Annotated in this window: 15 protein-coding genes and 1 riboswitch; of the genes, 11 read left to right on the top strand and 4 right to left on the bottom strand. The window is 69.4% G+C overall.

The features are described from left to right. Positions 1-55: 55 nt before the first annotated feature. Together ACIBK3_RS02400 and ACIBK3_RS02395 are read right to left on the bottom strand one after the other, a co-directional pair. Entirely contained in the window at positions 56-2,203 is a 2,148-nt protein-coding gene (locus ACIBK3_RS02400) for a hypothetical protein (RefSeq protein ID WP_399361018.1), read from the bottom strand. 172 nt (positions 2,204-2,375) lie between these two features. Then, positions 2,376-2,609, bottom strand: coding sequence for a hypothetical protein (locus tag ACIBK3_RS02395; protein WP_399361016.1), 234 nt, complete (start codon positions 2,607-2,609; stop codon positions 2,376-2,378). Positions 2,610-2,767: 158 nt separating this feature from the next. On the opposite strand from ACIBK3_RS02395, the gene ACIBK3_RS02390 reads away from it, so the two are divergent. Further along, positions 2,768-3,742, top strand: coding sequence for a carbohydrate kinase family protein (locus ACIBK3_RS02390; RefSeq protein WP_399361014.1), 975 nt, complete (start codon positions 2,768-2,770; stop codon positions 3,740-3,742). 1 nt (position 3,743) lies between these two features. On the opposite strand, the gene ACIBK3_RS02385 is transcribed toward ACIBK3_RS02390, so the two are convergent. Beyond that, positions 3,744-5,120: a cysteine desulfurase/sulfurtransferase TusA family protein gene (locus ACIBK3_RS02385; protein WP_399361012.1), complete on the bottom strand. Its 1,377-nt coding sequence runs from the start codon at positions 5,118-5,120 to the stop codon at positions 3,744-3,746. Positions 5,121-5,377: 257 nt separating this feature from the next. On the opposite strand from ACIBK3_RS02385, the gene coxB reads away from it, so the two are divergent. From coxB to ACIBK3_RS02365, 4 genes are all read left to right on the top strand, one after another. After that, positions 5,378-6,337, top strand: coding sequence for a cytochrome c oxidase subunit II (coxB, locus tag ACIBK3_RS02380; protein WP_399361009.1), 960 nt, complete (start codon positions 5,378-5,380; stop codon positions 6,335-6,337). Continuing rightward, positions 6,334-8,076 carry a cytochrome c oxidase subunit I gene (gene ctaD / locus ACIBK3_RS02375; protein WP_398656932.1) on the top strand — a complete coding sequence of 581 codons (1,743 nt, stop codon included), beginning with the start codon at positions 6,334-6,336 and terminating at the stop codon, positions 8,074-8,076. The genes coxB and ctaD overlap by 4 nt, the downstream gene beginning before the upstream one ends. Next, on the top strand, positions 8,073-8,471 hold the full coding sequence (locus tag ACIBK3_RS02370; RefSeq protein WP_399361007.1) for a cytochrome c oxidase subunit 4: 399 nt from the start codon (positions 8,073-8,075) through the stop codon (positions 8,469-8,471). The genes ctaD and ACIBK3_RS02370 overlap by 4 nt, the downstream gene beginning before the upstream one ends. A gap of 131 nt (positions 8,472-8,602) precedes the next feature. Then, a complete protein-coding gene (locus ACIBK3_RS02365) occupies positions 8,603-9,865 on the top strand; it encodes an Ig-like domain-containing protein (RefSeq protein WP_399361005.1) in 1,263 nt (420 codons plus the stop codon). A gap of 23 nt (positions 9,866-9,888) precedes the next feature. On the opposite strand, the gene ACIBK3_RS02360 is transcribed toward ACIBK3_RS02365, so the two are convergent. Continuing rightward, positions 9,889-10,290, bottom strand: coding sequence for a hypothetical protein (locus tag ACIBK3_RS02360; RefSeq protein WP_399361003.1), 402 nt, complete (start codon positions 10,288-10,290; stop codon positions 9,889-9,891). Between the two features lie 190 nt (positions 10,291-10,480). Between ACIBK3_RS02360 and ACIBK3_RS02355 the strand changes: the two genes are divergently transcribed. The 6 genes from ACIBK3_RS02355 (at position 10,481) to ACIBK3_RS02330 (ending at position 17,613) form a co-directional block, all read left to right on the top strand. Continuing rightward, a complete protein-coding gene (locus ACIBK3_RS02355) occupies positions 10,481-11,101 on the top strand; it encodes a heme-copper oxidase subunit III (RefSeq protein ID WP_030671261.1) in 621 nt (206 codons plus the stop codon). A 62-nt stretch (positions 11,102-11,163) separates the two neighbouring features. Continuing rightward, the gene (locus tag ACIBK3_RS02350; protein ID WP_399361001.1) at positions 11,164-11,973 is read left to right on the top strand and encodes a c-type cytochrome; all 810 of its coding nucleotides are present in this window, start codon (positions 11,164-11,166) and stop codon (positions 11,971-11,973) included. Next, a complete protein-coding gene (locus ACIBK3_RS02345; RefSeq protein WP_399360999.1) occupies positions 11,970-13,028 on the top strand; it encodes a Rieske 2Fe-2S domain-containing protein in 1,059 nt (352 codons plus the stop codon). The genes ACIBK3_RS02350 and ACIBK3_RS02345 overlap by 4 nt, the downstream gene beginning before the upstream one ends. After that, positions 13,025-14,683 carry a cytochrome bc complex cytochrome b subunit gene (locus ACIBK3_RS02340; RefSeq protein WP_399360997.1) on the top strand — a complete coding sequence of 553 codons (1,659 nt, stop codon included), beginning with the start codon at positions 13,025-13,027 and terminating at the stop codon, positions 14,681-14,683. The genes ACIBK3_RS02345 and ACIBK3_RS02340 overlap by 4 nt, the downstream gene beginning before the upstream one ends. Before the next feature lie 135 nt (positions 14,684-14,818). Next, positions 14,819-15,883, top strand: coding sequence for an anthranilate phosphoribosyltransferase (gene trpD / locus ACIBK3_RS02335; RefSeq protein ID WP_399360995.1), 1,065 nt, complete (start codon positions 14,819-14,821; stop codon positions 15,881-15,883). Positions 15,884-15,957: 74 nt separating this feature from the next. Next, a riboswitch (SAM riboswitch) is annotated at positions 15,958-16,074 on the top strand. Positions 16,075-16,251: 177 nt separating this feature from the next. Next, positions 16,252-17,613: an aminotransferase class V-fold PLP-dependent enzyme gene (locus tag ACIBK3_RS02330; protein ID WP_399360993.1), complete on the top strand. Its 1,362-nt coding sequence runs from the start codon at positions 16,252-16,254 to the stop codon at positions 17,611-17,613. The last annotated feature ends 17 nt before the right edge of the window (positions 17,614-17,630 follow it).

The following is a 17,630-nucleotide window of genomic DNA, read 5'->3' as shown; positions in this document are numbered from 1 at the left end:
GTGCGTGTCCGGGCGGGGTCGTCGCGTCACGTCCCGCCCCGGACGCCCGGATGGGCTACCGCGCCCCGGATGTCTCCGGAGCCTGAGGCAGCCGCGCCCCCGACTTCTCCAGCGGAATCCGCTTGCCGTCCGAGCCCACGACCGTCCGGTCACCGAGCGGCTCGTCCAACTGCACGGTCTTCTCGTACACCTTGGCGATCAGGATGCAGATCTTGTCCGGCCACCGGGTCTCGGTCACCTTCACGGTCACCTTGTCCCCGCTCTCGCTCGCGGTCGCCTTGTAGTCGGCGCACATCCCGCCCGTGAAGCTCACGGTCAGCTCCCGGCCCGCGGCCGTGTAGCCGTCCACCTGGACGTCCCGCGGGGCCGGAGCCGCCGTCGGCCGACCGCCCGGCTCGGTCGGCTGCGGGGACGGCGAGGTGAGGTACCGCGGGTCGACGGCCGGATACGTCACCGTGTAGTCGTCCGGGGCACCGGCCGCCCGCACGTCGAACAGCCAGGAGGGCACCAGCGCGGGCCGCCCGGCCACCGTGTGCGAGGCCAGCCCGAAGACGGCCTTCTCGACGGTCAGCGTCTCCTTCGCCGGGGTGGCGGTGGCCGAACCCCTCGACCCGCAGGGCGCCTCCAGCCGGTCCTTCAGGGGTACGGGGGTGGCACAGCCGCCGATGCCCATGCGGTGGCCGGTCCCGGGCGCCGCGTTCAGCAGCGCCAGCGTCTCCTCGGCGCCCAGCACGGGGTACGTGTCACCCTTCACCGGCGCCGTCAGCCGGCCGTTCCCGCTGACCACTTCGCCCTGCGCGCCGACGATCACGTCGGTCGTCCAGCCGTACGTGGGCAGGTCGCCGATCACCGGGTCCGCGTTCACGATGCGCTGGGTGCCCAGGGTCCGGCTCGCGTCCACCTTCGTGTCGTCCTGACCCACCGCCTTCAGCACCGGCGCGGCGGCCTTCCTCGCCACCGCCTCGCTCACCGGGTCGCCGCCCGGGTCGGCGGGTGTCTTCGCGCACACGGTCTGGCTCTGGCAGTTGTCCGTACCGGGGGAGTAGCGGTGGAAGGTCCAGCTGCCGGGCGCCCGCATGTTCACCTGGAGGCTCGGCCCCGTACCGTCTCCCACCCCGACCGTCCAGGCGTCTCCCGCCGCGACGGGCGCCCCGTCGGCCCCGAGCGCCGCGGCCAGGCCGGCCGCCTCGTCCTTGGTCACCTGGCCCCCGGTCCGGTACACGGGCGCGGAGTCCGGTCCGTCCGGGAGCGCACCGGCGGCGCGGTACGTCACGCCGTAGGGGTTGGGCTCACCGGGCGCGATGCCGTTCGTACCGCCGCCCTGGGAGTAGCCGTCCAGGGCGAGCGGCGGGGGAGTGCCGTCACCGGGAGTCCCGGACGCCCCGCCCGTCGTACGCCCGCCCGGCCCCGCGGATTCCTCGGCGGCGGTCGTCGCGAAGTACGCCCCACCACCCCCGACGACCAGCACGGCGGCAGCGACGGCGACGACGACGGCGGGAGAGCGGCGCCGGATCCTACGGCCGCCGAGCTCCTCACCGTGCTCGTCCCGGAGGATCTCGGTGGCGGGAGGGCCAGCGGGAGGGCCGCCGGGAGGGGCGGTGAGAGCTTGGGAAGCGGACGGTTCGGGGGCGGTGGAAGGCTCTTGGGCGCCCTCGGCCGCGGCATCGGGCTGCTCGCCGGCGCCGGCGCCGGCTTCGGGGGCGGCTGCGGTCCGTTCGTCGGCGGTGGCCTCGGGTTCGGGGGCGGGACCTTCTTCGGCGAGGGGCCTGGTGGCGGCCGGGCCGGGGTGGGAATCGGCCTCGGGGGTGGCGGCGGGCGCTTCACCTGCGGCGGCCTGGTGAGCGGCGGCGGACGCCGGGCCGGCGGCCGGCCCGGGTGCGGCGGCGGCCTCTCGTTCGGCGTCGGCCGCTTCCCCCGGACCGGCATCGGCGTCCGCCTCGGCGGAGTCGGAAGCGCCGGAACGGCTGCTCACAGCGGAAGAGGCGGCACCGGAATCCTCCTCGGCACCGGAAACCCCCTCGGAACCGGAAACCTCCCCGGCACCGGACCCCCGCTCGTCGGCGGAAGCCCCGGCAGAGGCGGCACCCGGTCCCCCCGAAACGCCCTTCCTCCCCGCCGCGCCCGGCTCCTCGGCGGAGCCACCGGCGCCCCGCTCCTCCACGGAGCGGTCGGCGTCGTCGTTGTCGGGTCGTTCGGTGTTCACCGCATCGCTCCTTCGGCCGCGCGTCTGTCCCATGACCCTGACCCGACCCTGTCAAAAGGTCGGCTACCGGGTCGTATCCCGCATCCCCTTTACGGGGGACAGCGATGGGACGCAGCGGGGGAGCGCACGGTTCCCTGAAAAGCGCTGCCTCAGTCGCCCTGGTCCGTCATTCTCAGTCGCCGTACTCCGACATCGCGTCCAGCAGCCGGGCGGACGCCGCGGGCACGGACACGCCGTGGATGAGGGACGGGGAGACCGGGCGGGAAGCGATCCGGGCGGGAGGCGACCAGTGGGGGACCATCCGGGCGCAGTCGCCGCGCAGCGACGCCAGGTCGCCCTCCAAGTCACCCTCGATATCGTCTTCCAAGCCGGCCGGAGCGGGGGCGTAAAGATCGAAGTTCGTCATAGCGGCACCGTAGGCACGGTCGAGTCGGTGAAGAAAGATCTACTATCAGGTAGTTTTCCCCACTTCAGTGCGGCCCGCATCCTCGCAGTGCCCCATGCCGACCCGATAGCGTGAACCGTCAGCCCGCCCTCCCGTCTCCCCACAGGAGAGTCACCGCCGTGCGCATCGCAGTCACCGGCTCCATCGCCACCGACCACCTCATGACCTTCCCCGGCCGCTTCGCCGACCAGCTCGTCGCGGACCAACTGCACACGGTCTCGCTCTCCTTCCTGGTCGACAACCTCGACGTACGCCGGGGCGGCGTGGGCGCGAACATCGCCTTCGGCATGGGCCAGCTCGGCACCAAGCCGATCCTGGTCGGCGCCGCCGGCTTCGACTTCGACGGCTACCGGGCCTGGCTGGACCGGCACGGCGTCGACACGGACTCGGTGCGTATCTCCGAGACCCTGCACACCGCCCGCTTCGTGTGCACCACGGACGCCGACCACAACCAGATCGGCTCCTTCTACACCGGCGCGATGAGCGAGGCCCGGCAGATCGAGCTGAAGACCGTCGCCGACCGGGTGGGCGGTCTCGACCTGGTCCTGATCGGCGCCGACGACCCGGAGGCGATGCTCCGCCACACCGAGGAGTGCCGCTCCCGGTCCATCCCGTTCGCCGCCGACTTCTCCCAGCAGATCGCCCGGATGAACGGCGACGAGATCCGGATACTGCTGGACGGCGCCACGTACCTCTTCTCGAACGAGTACGAGAAGGGCCTCATCGAGTCCAAGACGGGCTGGACGGAGGCCGAGATCCTCGACCGGGTCGGCCACCGCGTCACCACCCTCGGCGCGCGCGGCGTGCGCATCGAGCGCGCCGGTGACGAGCCGATCGAGGTCGGCACCCCGGACGAGGAGCTCAAGGCCGACCCCACCGGCGTCGGCGACGCCTTCCGCGCCGGTTTCCTCTCCGGTCTGGCCTGGGGCGTCTCCCTGGAGCGCGCCGCCCAGGTCGGCTGCATGCTCGCCACCCTCGTCATCGAGACGGTCGGCACCCAGGAGTACCAGCTGCAGCGCGCCCACTTCATGGAGCGCTTCACCAAGGCGTACGGCGACGACGCCGCCGTAGAGGTCCAGGCGTACCTGCGCTGAGTCAGGAGAGCCGGCGGACCACGTAGGCCGAGCCCCGTTCCGCCGGCTCCTCACCCACGTACTCCTGACCCCGCATCTCGCACCACGCCGGGATGTCCAGCCGGGCCGCCTCGTCGTCCGAGAGCACCCGCACCGTGCCGCCCACCGGCACCTCCCCGATGACCTTCGCCAGCTCGATCACCGGGATCGGGCACCGCTTGCCGAGCGAGTCCACGACCAGGACGTCCTCGCGTACGACGGTCTCGGCGACCGGCGCCCCCAGCTTCTCCCGCACGCCGGCCACCGCCCCCGGCAGCACCTGAAGGAACCGCTCGACGTCCTCCCCCGCCGTCCCCGGCGGCAACGACACCCGCACATTTCCCTCACTCAGCACCCCCATCGCCTTCAGCACATGGCTGGGCGTCAGCGTGCTGCTCGTGCAGGACGATCCGGACGAGACGGAAAAACCGGCACGGTCGAGCTCGTGCAGCAGTGTCTCCCCGTCGACATAGAGACAGGAGAAGGTGACGATCCCCGGCAGCCGCCGCTCCGGATCGCCGACCACCTCCACATCCCGCACCGCCTCGGGCACCCGCGCCCGGATCCGCGCCGTCAGCTCCCGCAGTCGTACGGCCTCCTGAGCGGCCTCGGCCCGCACGGCCCGCAGCGAGGCCGCCGCCGCCACGATCGCCGAAATGTTCTCGAACCCGGCAGCCCGCCCAGACTCCCGCTCGTCCACGGCCCCTCGCGGAGCGAACCGCACCCCTTTGCGTACGACGAGCAGCCCGACCCCCGAGGGCCCGCCCCACTTGTGGGCACTGGCGGCCAGCATCGACCAGTCACCCGCCACCCGCCCCCACCCCAGCGACTGCGCCGCGTCCACCAGCAACGGCACCCCGGCCGCCCGGCACACCTCGGCGACGGCGGCCACCGGCTGCTCGGTCCCCACCTCGTGGTTGGCCGACTGGAGACAGGCCAGGGCGGTGTCGGGGCGCAGGGCGTCGGCGTACGACTCCACGGCCGCCGCGCCCGTACGGTCCACCGCGACCTGGGTCACCGTCCCGCCGTCGGCCTCGTGCGCGTCGGCCATGTGCAGGACCGAGGAGTGTTCGACCGATGACACGATCAGGTGACGTCCGACCCGCCTCCGGCCCGCCAACGCCCCCGCGATCCCCGTGTGCACGGCCCTGGTCCCGGACGAGGTGAAGACGAGTTCGTCGGCCCGGCACCCGACGGCTTCGGCGGCAGCCTCTCGAGCCGCATCGAGCAGCATCCGGGCCCGCCGGCCTTCCCGATAGAGCCGGGAGGGATCGGCCCACCCTTCGTCCAGAGAGGCCAACAGTGCCTGACGGGCAACGGGATGGAGAGGAACGGCGGAAGCGGCGTCGAAGTAGGCCATGCGGCAACGCTAAACCGCCAGTAAGGGAAGCGTCCCAAGGGGCGCGGGGAACTGCGCGACCAGCCACGAACAACTCGCAGCCGCCAAACAAGCGAACCCATGGAGTGAGTAGGCACCCCTCCTCGCGGACCCTCGGAGAGCGTCGGCTAGGGTTTGGTCCGCATAAACATCCAAACCCCTGCCCGACGCAGGGCGGCGACCGACCAGCGAGAAGGCCGCAGCCGACCGCGCGGGCGAGACTCTCGGGAAGGCGCTACGTGAGTCCCAACGGCTCCGACCGCTCGCCGCGGCGCCCGATGCGGCGGAAGCTGCTGCAGGCACTGACCGCGGGCCTGGTCCTGGCGACCGCAACCGGTTGCACATACGAGGACTTCCCCCGCCTTGGTATGCCCACCCCCACCACGGAAGAGGCTCCGCGGATCCTCTCCCTGTGGCAGGGATCCTGGGCTGCCGCGCTCGCCGTCGGCGTGCTGGTGTGGGGTCTGATCATCTGGAGTGCGATCTTCCACCGGCGCAGCCGCACCAAGGTCGAGGTCCCTCCGCAGACCCGGTACAACATGCCCATCGAGGCGCTGTACACGGTGGTCCCGCTCATCATCGTCTCGGTCCTCTTCTACTTCACGGCCCGTGACGAATCGAAGCTCCTCAGCCTCAAGAAGGAGCCCGACGTCACCATCAACGTCGTCGGCTTCCAGTGGAGCTGGGCGTTCAACTACATCGAGCCCGTGGCCGGTTCCACCGGTGACGCGAAGACCGACAAGAACCTGGCCGCGATCCCGGACCGGTTCACGAAGGACTTCCCGGCGAACGCCGGCGGCGTCTACGACGTCGGCACACCCGGCACCCGGAACCCGCAGAACGGCAACCCCGGCCCGACCCTCTGGCTCCCCAAGGGCAAGACGGTCCGCTTCGTCCTCACCTCGCGCGACGTCATCCACTCGTTCTGGGTGCTGCCGTTCCTGATGAAGCAGGACGTCATTCCGGGCCACACCAACGCCTTCGAGGTGACCCCCAACAGGGAGGGCACCTTCCGCGGCAAGTGCGCCGAGCTCTGCGGCGTCGACCACTCCCGGATGCTGTTCAACGTGAAGGTCGTCTCCCCCGAGCGCTACGAGCAGCACCTCAAGGACCTCGCCAAGAAGGGGCAGACCGGTTACGTTCCCGCGGGCATCGAGCAGACCGCCCATGAGAAGAACCGGGAGACGAACAACCTGTGAGCATCCTCAACGAACCCCAGGGTGCCGCCGCAGCAGGGTCCCACTACGAGGACGAGCTGCCGGTCCGGCGCCAGAGTCGCGGCAGCGTGGTCATCAAGTGGCTGACGACCACCGACCACAAGACCATCGGGACGCTGTACCTCGGTACGTCGTTCGCGTTCTTCCTGATCGGCGGCGTGATGGCGCTGCTCATGCGCGCCGAGCTGGCCCGTCCGGGTCTGCAGATCATGTCGAACGAGCAGTTCAACCAGGCGTTCACGATGCACGGCACGATCATGCTGCTGATGTTCGCGACGCCGCTGTTCGCCGGCTTCGCGAACTGGATCATGCCGCTGCAGATCGGCGCGCCGGACGTGGCGTTCCCCCGGCTGAACATGTTCGCCTACTGGCTGTACCTGTTCGGCTCGCTCATCGCGGTGGGCGGCTTCCTCACCCCGCAGGGCGCGGCCGACTTCGGCTGGTTCGCCTACAGCCCGCTGTCGGACGCGGTCCGTTCGCCGGGCATCGGCGCCGACATGTGGATCATGGGCCTGGCCTTCTCCGGCTTCGGCACCATCCTCGGCTCGGTCAACTTCATCACCACCATCATCTGCATGCGCGCCCCGGGCATGACCATGTTCCGCATGCCGATCTTCGTGTGGAACGTGCTGCTGACCGGTGTGCTGGTCCTGCTGGCCTTCCCGGTGCTGGCGGCCGCGCTGTTCGCGCTGGAGGCGGACCGCAAGTTCGGCGCCCACGTCTTCGACGCGGCCAACGGCGGAGCCTTGCTCTGGCAACACCTCTTCTGGTTCTTCGGCCATCCAGAGGTGTACATCATCGCCTTGCCGTTCTTCGGGATCATCTCCGAGGTGATCCCGGTGTTCTCCCGTAAGCCGATGTTCGGTTACATGGGCCTGATCGCGGCCACGATCGCGATCGCGGGTCTGTCCGTGACGGTGTGGGCGCACCACATGTACGTCACCGGCGGTGTCCTGCTGCCGTTCTTCTCCTTCATGACGTTCCTCATCGCCGTGCCGACGGGCGTGAAGTTCTTCAACTGGATCGGAACGATGTGGAAGGGGTCCTTGAGTTTCGAGACCCCGATGCTGTGGGCCACCGGCTTCCTGATCACCTTCACCTTCGGTGGTCTGACCGGTGTCATCCTGGCCTCGCCGCCGATGGACTTCCACGTCTCGGACTCGTACTTCGTGGTGGCGCACTTCCACTACGTGGTGTTCGGCACCGTCGTTTTCGCGATGTTCTCCGGCTTCCACTTCTGGTGGCCGAAGTGGACCGGCAAGATGCTCGACGAGCGCCTCGGCAAGATCACCTTCTGGACGCTGTTCATCGGCTTCCACGGCACCTTCCTGGTCCAGCACTGGCTGGGCGCCGAGGGCATGCCCCGCCGGTACGCGGACTACCTCGCGGCCGACGGCTTCACCGCCCTGAACACGATCTCGACGATCAGTTCGTTCCTGCTCGGTCTGTCGATCCTGCCGTTCCTCTACAACGTGTGGAAGACGGCCAAGTACGGCAAGCCGGTCGGCGTCGACGACCCGTGGGGCTACGGCCGCTCGCTGGAGTGGGCGACCTCCTGCCCGCCCCCGCGGCACAACTTCCTCACCCTGCCGCGGATCCGCAGCGAATCCCCGGCGTTCGACCTGCACCACCCCGAGATCGCCGCTCTCGACCAGCTCGAGAACGCCGGTCACGGTGAGAAGGCGCTGGCCGGCAACGGCGACAAGGAGGCCGGCAAGTGAAGATCCAGGGCAGGATGTTCATCTGGCTGAGCGTCTTCATCCTCGCCATGGCGATCGTCTATGGCGTGTGGTCGAAGGAGCCGGCCGGCACGACGGCCCTCTTCCTGGCCTTCGGTCTGTCCGTCATGATCGGCTTCTACCTTGGCTTCACCGCCAAGCGGGTGGACGCCGGCGCGCAGGACAACAAGGAGGCCGACGTCGCCGACGACGCCGGTGAGGTCGGGTTCTTCAGCCCGCACAGCTGGCAGCCGTTCTTCCTGGCGATCGGCGGCGCGCTGGCCTTCTTCTCGGTGGCGATCGGCTGGTGGCTGATGTACTTCTCGGTACCGGTGATCCTGGTCGGCCTGTGGGGCTGGGTCTTCGAGTACTACCGCGGTGAGAACCGCACCCAGTAGCACAAGGCGAGCTCTCCAAGGGCCCGGACACTCCGTCAGGAGCGTCCGGGCTCGTGCTTTTGCAGCACATGCTGTCCCTCGTTCGAGTCACTCAGCGCGCCATGCTTGACGGGGCTTCCTAGCGTGAGCTCATGAACCACGCACCCCGCAACCGCACCGTCGCCGGCTGCACGCTGCTGGTGATCGCCCTTGGCGCGGGCGTCACCGCCTGCGGCAGCGGCGACCACCCGCTGTCCGCCGAGCCGTACGACGCGGCGGACCAGATCGCCTTCAAAGGCCCCGCCGGCGACGGCAAGAAGGCCGACCCCGACAAGCCCCTGGAAGTCACCGCCGAGGACGACGACGGCCGCATCACGGACGTGACGGCCATAGATGGCACCGGACGCTATGTGGCGGGCGAACTCTCCGCCGACGGCACCCGCTGGCACAGCACCTCCCCGCTGGCCGCCAACGCCCACTACACGGTCCGGGTGAGCACCGAGGACGAGGACGGCGCCCCCGGCCGCAAGGTCCTCACCTTCGACACCGGCAAGCCCACCGCCCAGAAGCGCCTGGACGTGACGTTCGGGCCCAAGGCGGGCGAGTACGGCGTCGGCCAGCCCATCACCGCGAAGCTGAGCAAACCGGTCAAGGACAAGGCTCAGCGGGCCGTCGTCGAACGGGCCCTGAAGGTGTCCTCCATGCCGGCCGTGGACGGCGCCTGGCACTGGGTCGACGACAAGGAACTCCACTACCGGCCCAAGGAGTACTGGCCCGCCCACGCCACCATCCAGGCCCGGAGCAACCTGGACGGCATCAAGATCAGCGACCGGCTGTGGGGCGGCCGGGCCAAGCCGCTCAGGCTGACCACGGGCGACCGGGTCATCGCGGTGACGGACGCCGCCACGCACCAGATGACGGTCTACAAGAACAACGAGGTCCTCAAGCAGATCCCGGTCACCACCGGAAAGCCCGGCTTCGACACCCGCAACGGCGTCAAGGTGGTCCTGGGCAAGGAACGCTTCGTACGGATGCGCAGTACCAGCATCGGCATCGCCGCGGGCTCCTCGGAGTCGTATGACCTGCCGGTCTACTACGCCACCCGCGTCACCTGGAGCGGCGAGTACGTCCACGCCGCCCCCTGGTCCGTCGGCTCCCAGGGCTACGCCAACGTCAGCCACGGCTGCACCGGCATGAGCACCGACAACGCCGCGTGGTTCTTCGACACCGTCCGCGAGGGCGATGTGGTGCAGGTCATCAACTCCAACGGCAACACCATGGAGCCCTTCGGCAACGGCTTCGGCGACTGGAACCTCGCCTGGAAGAACTGGCGCGGCGGCAGTGCCCTGGTCGCCGGCGACCCGGAGGGTCCGGGCCCGGAGGAAGTGGCACGGCTGAGGCCGCAGAGCGTCTAGAGCTCCTCCTGGCGCTCAAGCGCTCAGGCGTTCAACGCCTTCCGGTCCCGCAGCAACGCGGCCAGCGCCGCCGCGAACTCCACCGGATCCACCGGCAGCGTCACCGCCGCCTCCGCCCGGCTCCACGTGGCCAGCCACGCGTCCTGCGGCCGGCCCATGAGCACCAGCACCGGCGGACAGTTGAAGATCTCGTCCTTGATCTGCCGGCAGAGCCCCATGCCCCCCATGGGTACGGCCTCGCCGTCGAGGACGCAGACATCGATCCCGCCCTTGTCCAGCTCACTGATCACGGCGGCGGGGGTGGCGCACTCCACATACTCGACCGGCGGCACATCGGGAGCCGGCCGCCTGCCGGAGGCCAGCCGCACCTGCTCGCGGGTGTTGGAGTCGTCGCTGTAGACCAGCACCGTGGCGGTCGGCTGCATGCTTCCTCCGTGACATCGGCGTCGTACGGACGTGAGACGGGCGGTGCCCGATGCCGCGGATGCTACTCCCTTGAACAGCCCGTCAACACCTGTCGGAACACCCCTTCGATGGGCCATCCGGGCCGCACCCGACCTGCGAACACTCCGAACGGCACCCCCGGGAGTGAGGGCGGGATAAGCGACCGACATAATGTCGGTCGTGGCGACAGCAACGACAGTAGATACCGGGCACGCGCACCCGTCGGTCAACCGGCCGAACCTCACCAGCGTCGGAACCATCATCTGGCTGAGTTCCGAGCTGATGTTCTTCGCGGCCCTCTTCGCGATGTACTTCACCCTGCGATCGGTGACGGGTCCTGATCACTGGAAGGAGATGGCGGAGTCCCTCAACGTCCCCTTCTCGTCGGTGAACACCACGATCCTGGTGCTCTCCTCCCTCACCTGCCAGCTCGGTGTCTTCGCCGCCGAGCGCGGTGACGTGAAGAGGCTGCGGGGCTGGTTCATCGTCACCTTCATCATGGGTGCGATCTTCATCGGCGGTCAGATCTTCGAGTACACGGAGTTGGTGAAGAAGGACGGGCTCTCCCTGTCCTCCGACCCGTACGGCTCGGTGTTCTACCTGACCACCGGCTTCCACGGCCTGCACGTGACGGGTGGCCTCATCGCCTTCCTGCTGGTCCTCGGCCGCACCTACGCGGCGAAGAGGTTCACGCACGAGCAGGCGACCGCCGCGATCGTCGTGTCCTACTACTGGCACTTCGTCGATGTCGTCTGGATCGGCCTCTTCGCCACGATCTACCTGATCAAGTAGCCGGGACCGCTCCCGCAATTCCAGAAGCATCGACGCAGAAGATCCTGACACCGGGGTAATCCGTGAAAAAGCTCTCCGCACGACGACGCCATCCGCTGGCGGCGGTCGTCGTACTACTCCTCGCGCTGGCATGCACCGGGGGGCTGTACGTCCTGTTCGCACCCACGGACAAGGCTGCGGCCGACGAAACCGCCCAGTCTCTCGCCATCGACGAGGGCAAGAAGCTCTATGCCGTCGGTTGCGCCAGCTGCCACGGCACCGGCGGTCAGGGCACCTCCGACGGTCCGAGCCTGGTGGGTGTGGGCGCCGCAGCCGTCGACTTCCAGGTGGGCACCGGCCGGATGCCGGCCCAGCAGCCGGGCGCGCAGATCCCGAAGAAAAAGGTCATCTACACGCAGCCCGAGATCGACCAGCTGGCCGCGTACATCTCCTCGCTGGGTGCCGGTCCGTCCGTCCCGACCAAGGGGGAGTACGGCCCCGGGGGCGCCGACATCGCCAAGGGCGGCGAACTCTTCCGCACCAACTGCGCGCAGTGCCACAATTTCACCGGCAAGGGTGGCGCGCTGACGCACGGCAAGTTCGCACCGGACCTCGAGGGTGTCTCCCCGAAGCACATCTACGAGGCCATGCAGACCGGCCCGCAGAACATGCCCTCCTTCCCCGACAGCACGCTGTCGGAGCAGAACAAGAAGGACATCATCGCGTACCTCGACGCGGTCAACGGTGACGACACCGAGAGCCCCGGCGGTCTTGAGCTGGGCGGACTCGGTCCGGTCAGCGAGGGCCTGTTCGGCTGGATCTTCGGCCTCGGATCGCTGATCGCGGTCGCCGTGTGGGTCGCCGCTCGGACCGCAAAGGCCAAGAAGTCATGAGTAGCCAAGACATTCCAGAAGAGAACCTGCCCGCAGAGCAGGAGCACGCGCACGGCGCGGTAGGCGTCGCGGACGAGAAGGACCCGTTCGCGGATCCCGGTCTGCCGCCCCACGAGCACCGGATCCAGGACATCGACGAGCGGGCCGCCAAGCGGTCCGAGCGCGCGGTCGCCCTGCTGTTCACGGTGTCGATGCTGGCCACCGTCGGCTTCATCGCCTCGTACGTGTCGATCCCGCACAACCGGGCGATCTACGTCTTCCCGATCGGGCACATCAACGCGCTGAACTTCGCGCTCGGCCTGACCCTGGGCATCGCGCTGTTCACCATCGGCGCGGGCGCGGTCCACTGGGCCCGCACCCTGATGTCCGACGTGGAGATCGCCGACGAGCGGCACCCGATCGAGGCATCCCCCGAGGTCAAGGCCAAGGTCATGGCCGACTTCAAGGAGGGCGCCAAGGAGTCCGCGCTCGGCCGCCGCAAGCTGATCCGCAACACGATGTTCGGCGCGCTGGCCCTGTTCCCGCTCTCCGGCGTGATGCTGCTGCGCGACCTCGGCCCGCTGCCCGGGACCAAGCTCCGGCACACGATGTGGCGCAAGGGCCTGCTGCTCGTCAACATGAACACCAACGAGCCGCTGCGTGCCTCCGACGTCGCGGTCGGCTCGCTGACCTTCGCCAAGCCCGAGGGCCTGGAGGAGCACGACGAGGATTTCCAGACCGAGATCGCCAAGGCCGCCCTGATGATCGTCCGGATCCAGCCGGACAACATCAAGGACAAGCGCGAGCTCGAGTGGTCGCACGAGGGCATCGTCGCGTACTCGAAGATCTGCACCCACGTGGGCTGCCCGATCTCCCTGTACGAGCAGCAGACGCACCATGTGCTCTGCCCCTGCCACCAGTCCACCTTCGACCTGTCCGACGGTGCCAGGGTGATCTTCGGCCCCGCCGGTCACGCCCTGCCGCAGCTGCGGATCGGCGTGAATGACGATGGCTACCTCGAGGCGCTCAGCGACTTCGAAGAGCCCGTCGGTCCTGCATTCTGGGAGCGCGGATGAGCACTTCAGCCAGCAACACGACCCCGTCCGCGGACGCGACGGGCCGCTCTCGCGGGAAGGCACCGGCCGGCGAGAAGGTCGCCGACTGGGCCGACGGCCGCCTGGGGATCTACTCCCTGGCCAAGTCCAACATGCGCAAGATCTTCCCCGACCACTGGTCGTTCATGTTGGGCGAGGTCTGCCTCTACAGCTTCATCATCATCATCCTCACCGGTGTGTACCTGACGCTGTTCTTCCACCCGTCGATGAACGAGGTGGAGTACCACGGCAGTTACATCCCGCTGCAGGGCCAGCTGATGTCCGAGGCGTTCAACTCGACCATGCACATCTCCTTCGATGTGCGCGGTGGTCTGCTGATCCGGCAGATCCACCACTGGGCGGCGCTGATCTTCCTCGCCGGCATGTTCGTGCACATGATGCGCGTCTTCTTCACGGGCGCTTTCCGCAAGCCGCGTGAGGTCAACTGGCTGTTCGGCTTCCTGCTGTTCGTCCTGGGTATGTTCACCGGCTTCACCGGCTACTCGCTCCCGGACGACCTGCTCTCCGGCACCGGTGTCCGCTTCATGGAGGGCGCGATCCTGTCCGTGCCGATCGTCGGCACGTACCTGTCGTTCTTCCTCTTCGGCGGCGAGTTCCCGGGCGGCGACTTCGTGGCCCGCTTCTACTCGATCCACGTGCTGCTGCTGCCGGGCATCATGCTCGGCCTGGTCGTCGGCCACCTGATCCTGGTCTTCTACCACAAGCACACGCAGTTCGCGGGCCCCGGAAAGACGAACAACAACGTCGTCGGCATGCCGCTGCTGCCGGTCTACATGGCCAAGGCCGGAGGCTTCTTCTTCCTGGTCTTCGGTGTCATCGCGGCCATCGCGGCGATCGCCTCGATCAACCCGATCTGGGCCATGGGCCCCTACCGTCCGGACATGGTGTCCACCGGCGCCCAGCCCGACTGGTACATGGGCTTCTCCGAGGGCCTGATCCGTGTCATGCCGGGCTGGGAGATCAACTTCTGGGGTCACACGCTCGTCCTGGGCGTCTTCGTCCCGTTGGTGATCTTCCCGCTGGTCCTGGTCGCGATCGCGGTCTACCCGTTCATCGAGGCCTGGGTCACCGGCGACAGGCGCGAGCACCACATCCTGGACCGCCCGCGCAACGCCCCGACGCGTACCGCCTTCGGTGTCGCCTGGATCACCTGGTACATGGTGCTGCTGATCGGTGGTGGCAACGACCTCATCGCCACCCACTTCCACCTGTCGATCAACTCCATCACCTGGTTCGTCCGCATCGCGTTCTTCGTCGCACCGGTCATCGCGTTCGTCGTCACCAAGCGGATCTGCCTGGGTCTGCAGCGCCGCGACCGGGAGACGGTGCTGCACGGCCGCGAGTCGGGCATCATCAAGCGCCTGCCGCACGGTGAGTTCATCGAGGTGCACGAGCCGCTCAGCCAGGAGCAGCTGCACACGCTCACCGCGCACGAGCAGTACCGTCCGGCCGAGATCGGCCCGACGGTCGACGAGAACGGCGTCGAGCGCAAGGCGAAGGGCTCCGAGAAGCTGCGCGCCAAGCTCAGCGAGGCGTACTACGGCGAAGAGGCCCAGATCCCCAAGCCCACCGTCGAGGAGTACAAGGAGATCACGAGCGGCCACGGCCACCACTGATCACCGCGTCGCCACACCACGGCAAGGGCCCCCGTCCGGTCTTCGGACGGGGGCCCTTCGCCGTGCCCGGCGCTGGATAGGGTGGAGCCGACGAGAACCGTGTCCCGCAGTCCGGGACTGAGCCAGGAGCGGCTTATGAGCGCTGTGACCCCCGCTGGAGGCGACACCGCGGCGGACCGTTCCTGGCCCGAGGTACTGAGCGCGCTGCTCGGCGGGCGGGACCTGAGCGCCGCCGACACGGCGTGGGCGATGGACCGCTTCATGAGCGGCGAGGCCACGGACGCCCAGATCGCGGGCTTCATGGTGGCGCTGCGGGCCAAGGGCGAGACGGTCGAGGAGATCACCGGCCTGGTCGAGGCGATGTACGCGCACGCGCAGCCACTGGACATCCCCGGTCCGGCCGTCGACATCGTCGGTACCGGCGGCGACCGGGCCAGGACGGTGAACATCTCCACGATGTCGGCCATCGTGATCGCGGGAGCCGGGGCGAAGGTCGTCAAGCACGGCAACCGGGCCTCGTCCTCGGCGAGCGGCTCCTCCGACGTGCTGGAGCAGCTCGGCATCAACCTGGAGCTGTCGCCCGAGGGCGTGGCGCGGGTGGTGGAGGAGGCCGGGATCACCTTCTGCTTCGCGGCCAGGTTCCATCCCTCGATGCGGTTCGTCGGCGCGGTCCGGCGGGACCTGGGGATTCCGACCTCGTTCAACCTGCTCGGTCCGCTGACCAACCCGGCCCGGGTCACCGCCTCGGCGGTCGGCTGCTTCGACACCCGGATGGCGGGGCTGATCGCCGGCGTACTGGCCGAACGCGGCTCGTCCGCGCTGGTGTTCCGCGGCGACGACGGCCTCGACGAGCTGACCACCACGGCCACCTCCCGAGTGTGGATCGTCCGCGACGGCAAGGTCGCCGAGGAGGCCTTCGACCCGCGGGACGTCGGCCTCGACCTGGTTCCCGTCCAGGCGCTCAGAGGGGCCGACGCCGCCTACAACGCGGAGGTCGCCCGCCGCCTCCTGGACGGGGAGCAGGGCCCCGTGCGGGACGCCGTCCTGCTGAACTCGGCGGCCGGTCTTGCGGCGTTGGAGCCGACCGGGGCGCCGCTGACCGAGCAGATCCGGGCCGGGATGGAGAAGGCGGCCCAGGCCATCGACTCCGGCGCGGCCAAGCGGACGCTGGAGCGTTGGGCGTCCGCCAGTAACGCCTGACGACCGCGCGCGCATGTCCCGCCATCCGGACACGGGTTGCGGGACAGCGATCACTCACGTACTTTTTCTGACCAGGTCATGAGTGACAGTCATGAGGCCCCGGCCGACTGTCCGGCAACCCTCCGTCCGTGGCGGGGTGCCCCGGGTGAAGACCAGGCCGTAGGCAGCGAGGTCTACGGCAAGCGCGGACCCCTCGCACTCGTTTGAGTGAGCGCGGCCAGGGGTCCTGGTCGTCGAGGAGCTTTCCGTGAGCCAGCGAATGCGATAGGGCCGCAGAGCCCCGCCTCCGCATCCCCCTTCATCCTTCCCGCGCTTGAGCCTCAGTCGCTCGCGTGGTGAATACGCCTGCCTCGTACGGGAGTTCAGCCATGTCCGTCTCCACCGCTGCCGCCGCTCAGACTGTTTGTGCCCCGCTGCCCGTTCTGGGCCGGGATGTCACCGTCCCGCTCGTCACCGGTGGCGAGGTCACCTACGCGGCGCTCGACTACGCGGCCAGCGCCCCCGCCCTCCAGCGCGTCTGGGACGACGTGGCGGCGTACGCCCCGTACTACGGCAGCGTCCACCGCGGTGCCGGGTACCTCTCGCAGCTGTCCACCGACCTCTTCGAGAACGCCCGCCGGACGGTCGCCGAGTTCCTGGACTGCCGCGCCGACGACCAGCTGGTCTTCACCCGGTCCACCACCGACTCCCTGAACCTCCTCGCCGCCGCGCTCCCCGCCGACTGCCAGGTCTTCGTCTTCGAGACCGAGCACCACGCCTCGCTGCTGCCGTGGCAGGACGCCCACGTCACCTACCTCGACGCCCCGCGCACTCCGCGCCAGGCGGTCGCGACCCTGGAGCGCGCCCTCGCCGCCCGGGACCCGCACGGCCCGGCCCTGGTCTGCGTCACCGGCGCCTCGAACGTCACCGGGGAGCTGTGGCCCGTACGGGAACTGGCCGCCGCCGCCCACGCGCACGGCGCCCGGATCGTCCTGGACGCGGCCCAGCTGGCCCCGCACCACCCGGTCTCGGTCCGGGACCTCGACGTCGACTGGGTCGCCTTCTCCGGACACAAGCTGTACGCCCCCTTCGGCTCCGGCGTCCTGGCCGGCCGGGCCGACTGGCTGCGCGAGGCCCGGCCGTACCTCGCGGGCGGCGGCGCCAGCCGCAAGGTCGCCCGGCGCGAGGACGGGGGAGTGGACGTGGAGTGGCACGAGAGCGCCGCGCGGCACGAGGCCGGGTCGCCCAACGTCATCGGCGCCTACTCCATCGCCGCCGCCTGCAAGGCGCTCACCGAGGCCGGCTTCGACACCCTGGTAGCCCGGGAGCAGCACCTGATCGGGAAGGTGCGGGCCGGCCTTGCCGCGGTGCCCGAGGTCCGGATCCTGTCCCTCTTCGGCGACGAGGCCCCGCGCGTCGGCGTGATCTCCTTCGTCGTCGACGGCTGGAACAGCTCCCACTTCGCCGCCGCCCTGTCCGCCGAGTACGGCATCGGGGTGCGCGACGGTCTGTTCTGCGCCCACCCGCTGGTCCGCACCCTCCTCGGCACCGGCCCCGAGGCCCAGGGCGAGTGCGGTGCCCCCGAGGCCGCCCCGGGCGAGAAGTCCCTGAACGCCATCCGTGTGAGCTTCGGCGCGGGAACGCCGGACGAGCACGTGGAGCGGTTCGTGAACGCCGTGCGGGAACTGGTGACCGACGGCGCGCGGTGGAGCTACCGGACCGAGGACGGCCGCTGCGTCCCCGCGGTCTGAGCGGAACCTGCTGGTGA

The organism is Streptomyces sp. NPDC050287, assembly GCF_044459385.1.
Classification (GTDB): Bacteria; Actinomycetota; Actinomycetes; order Streptomycetales; family Streptomycetaceae; genus Streptomyces.
This window is presented reverse-complemented; position numbering and strand designations above follow the sequence as displayed.

Coding starts and splice junctions, on each gene's coding strand:
- ACIBK3_RS02395 (WP_399361016.1), bottom strand. CDS start 2,609: ATGACGAACTTCGATCTTTACGCCCCCGCTCCGGCCGGCTTGGAAGAC.
- ACIBK3_RS02385 (WP_399361012.1), bottom strand. CDS start 5,120: ATGGCCTACTTCGACGCCGCTTCCGCCGTTCCTCTCCATCCCGTTGCC.
- ACIBK3_RS02365 (WP_399361005.1), top strand. CDS start 8,603: ATGAACCACGCACCCCGCAACCGCACCGTCGCCGGCTGCACGCTGCTG.
- ACIBK3_RS02360 (WP_399361003.1), bottom strand. CDS start 10,290: ATGCAGCCGACCGCCACGGTGCTGGTCTACAGCGACGACTCCAACACC.
- ACIBK3_RS02355 (WP_030671261.1), top strand. CDS start 10,481: ATGTCGGTCGTGGCGACAGCAACGACAGTAGATACCGGGCACGCGCAC.
- ACIBK3_RS02345 (WP_399360999.1), top strand. CDS start 11,970: ATGAGTAGCCAAGACATTCCAGAAGAGAACCTGCCCGCAGAGCAGGAG.
- ACIBK3_RS02340 (WP_399360997.1), top strand. CDS start 13,025: ATGAGCACTTCAGCCAGCAACACGACCCCGTCCGCGGACGCGACGGGC.
- trpD (WP_399360995.1), top strand. CDS start 14,819: ATGAGCGCTGTGACCCCCGCTGGAGGCGACACCGCGGCGGACCGTTCC.
- ACIBK3_RS02330 (WP_399360993.1), top strand. CDS start 16,252: ATGTCCGTCTCCACCGCTGCCGCCGCTCAGACTGTTTGTGCCCCGCTG.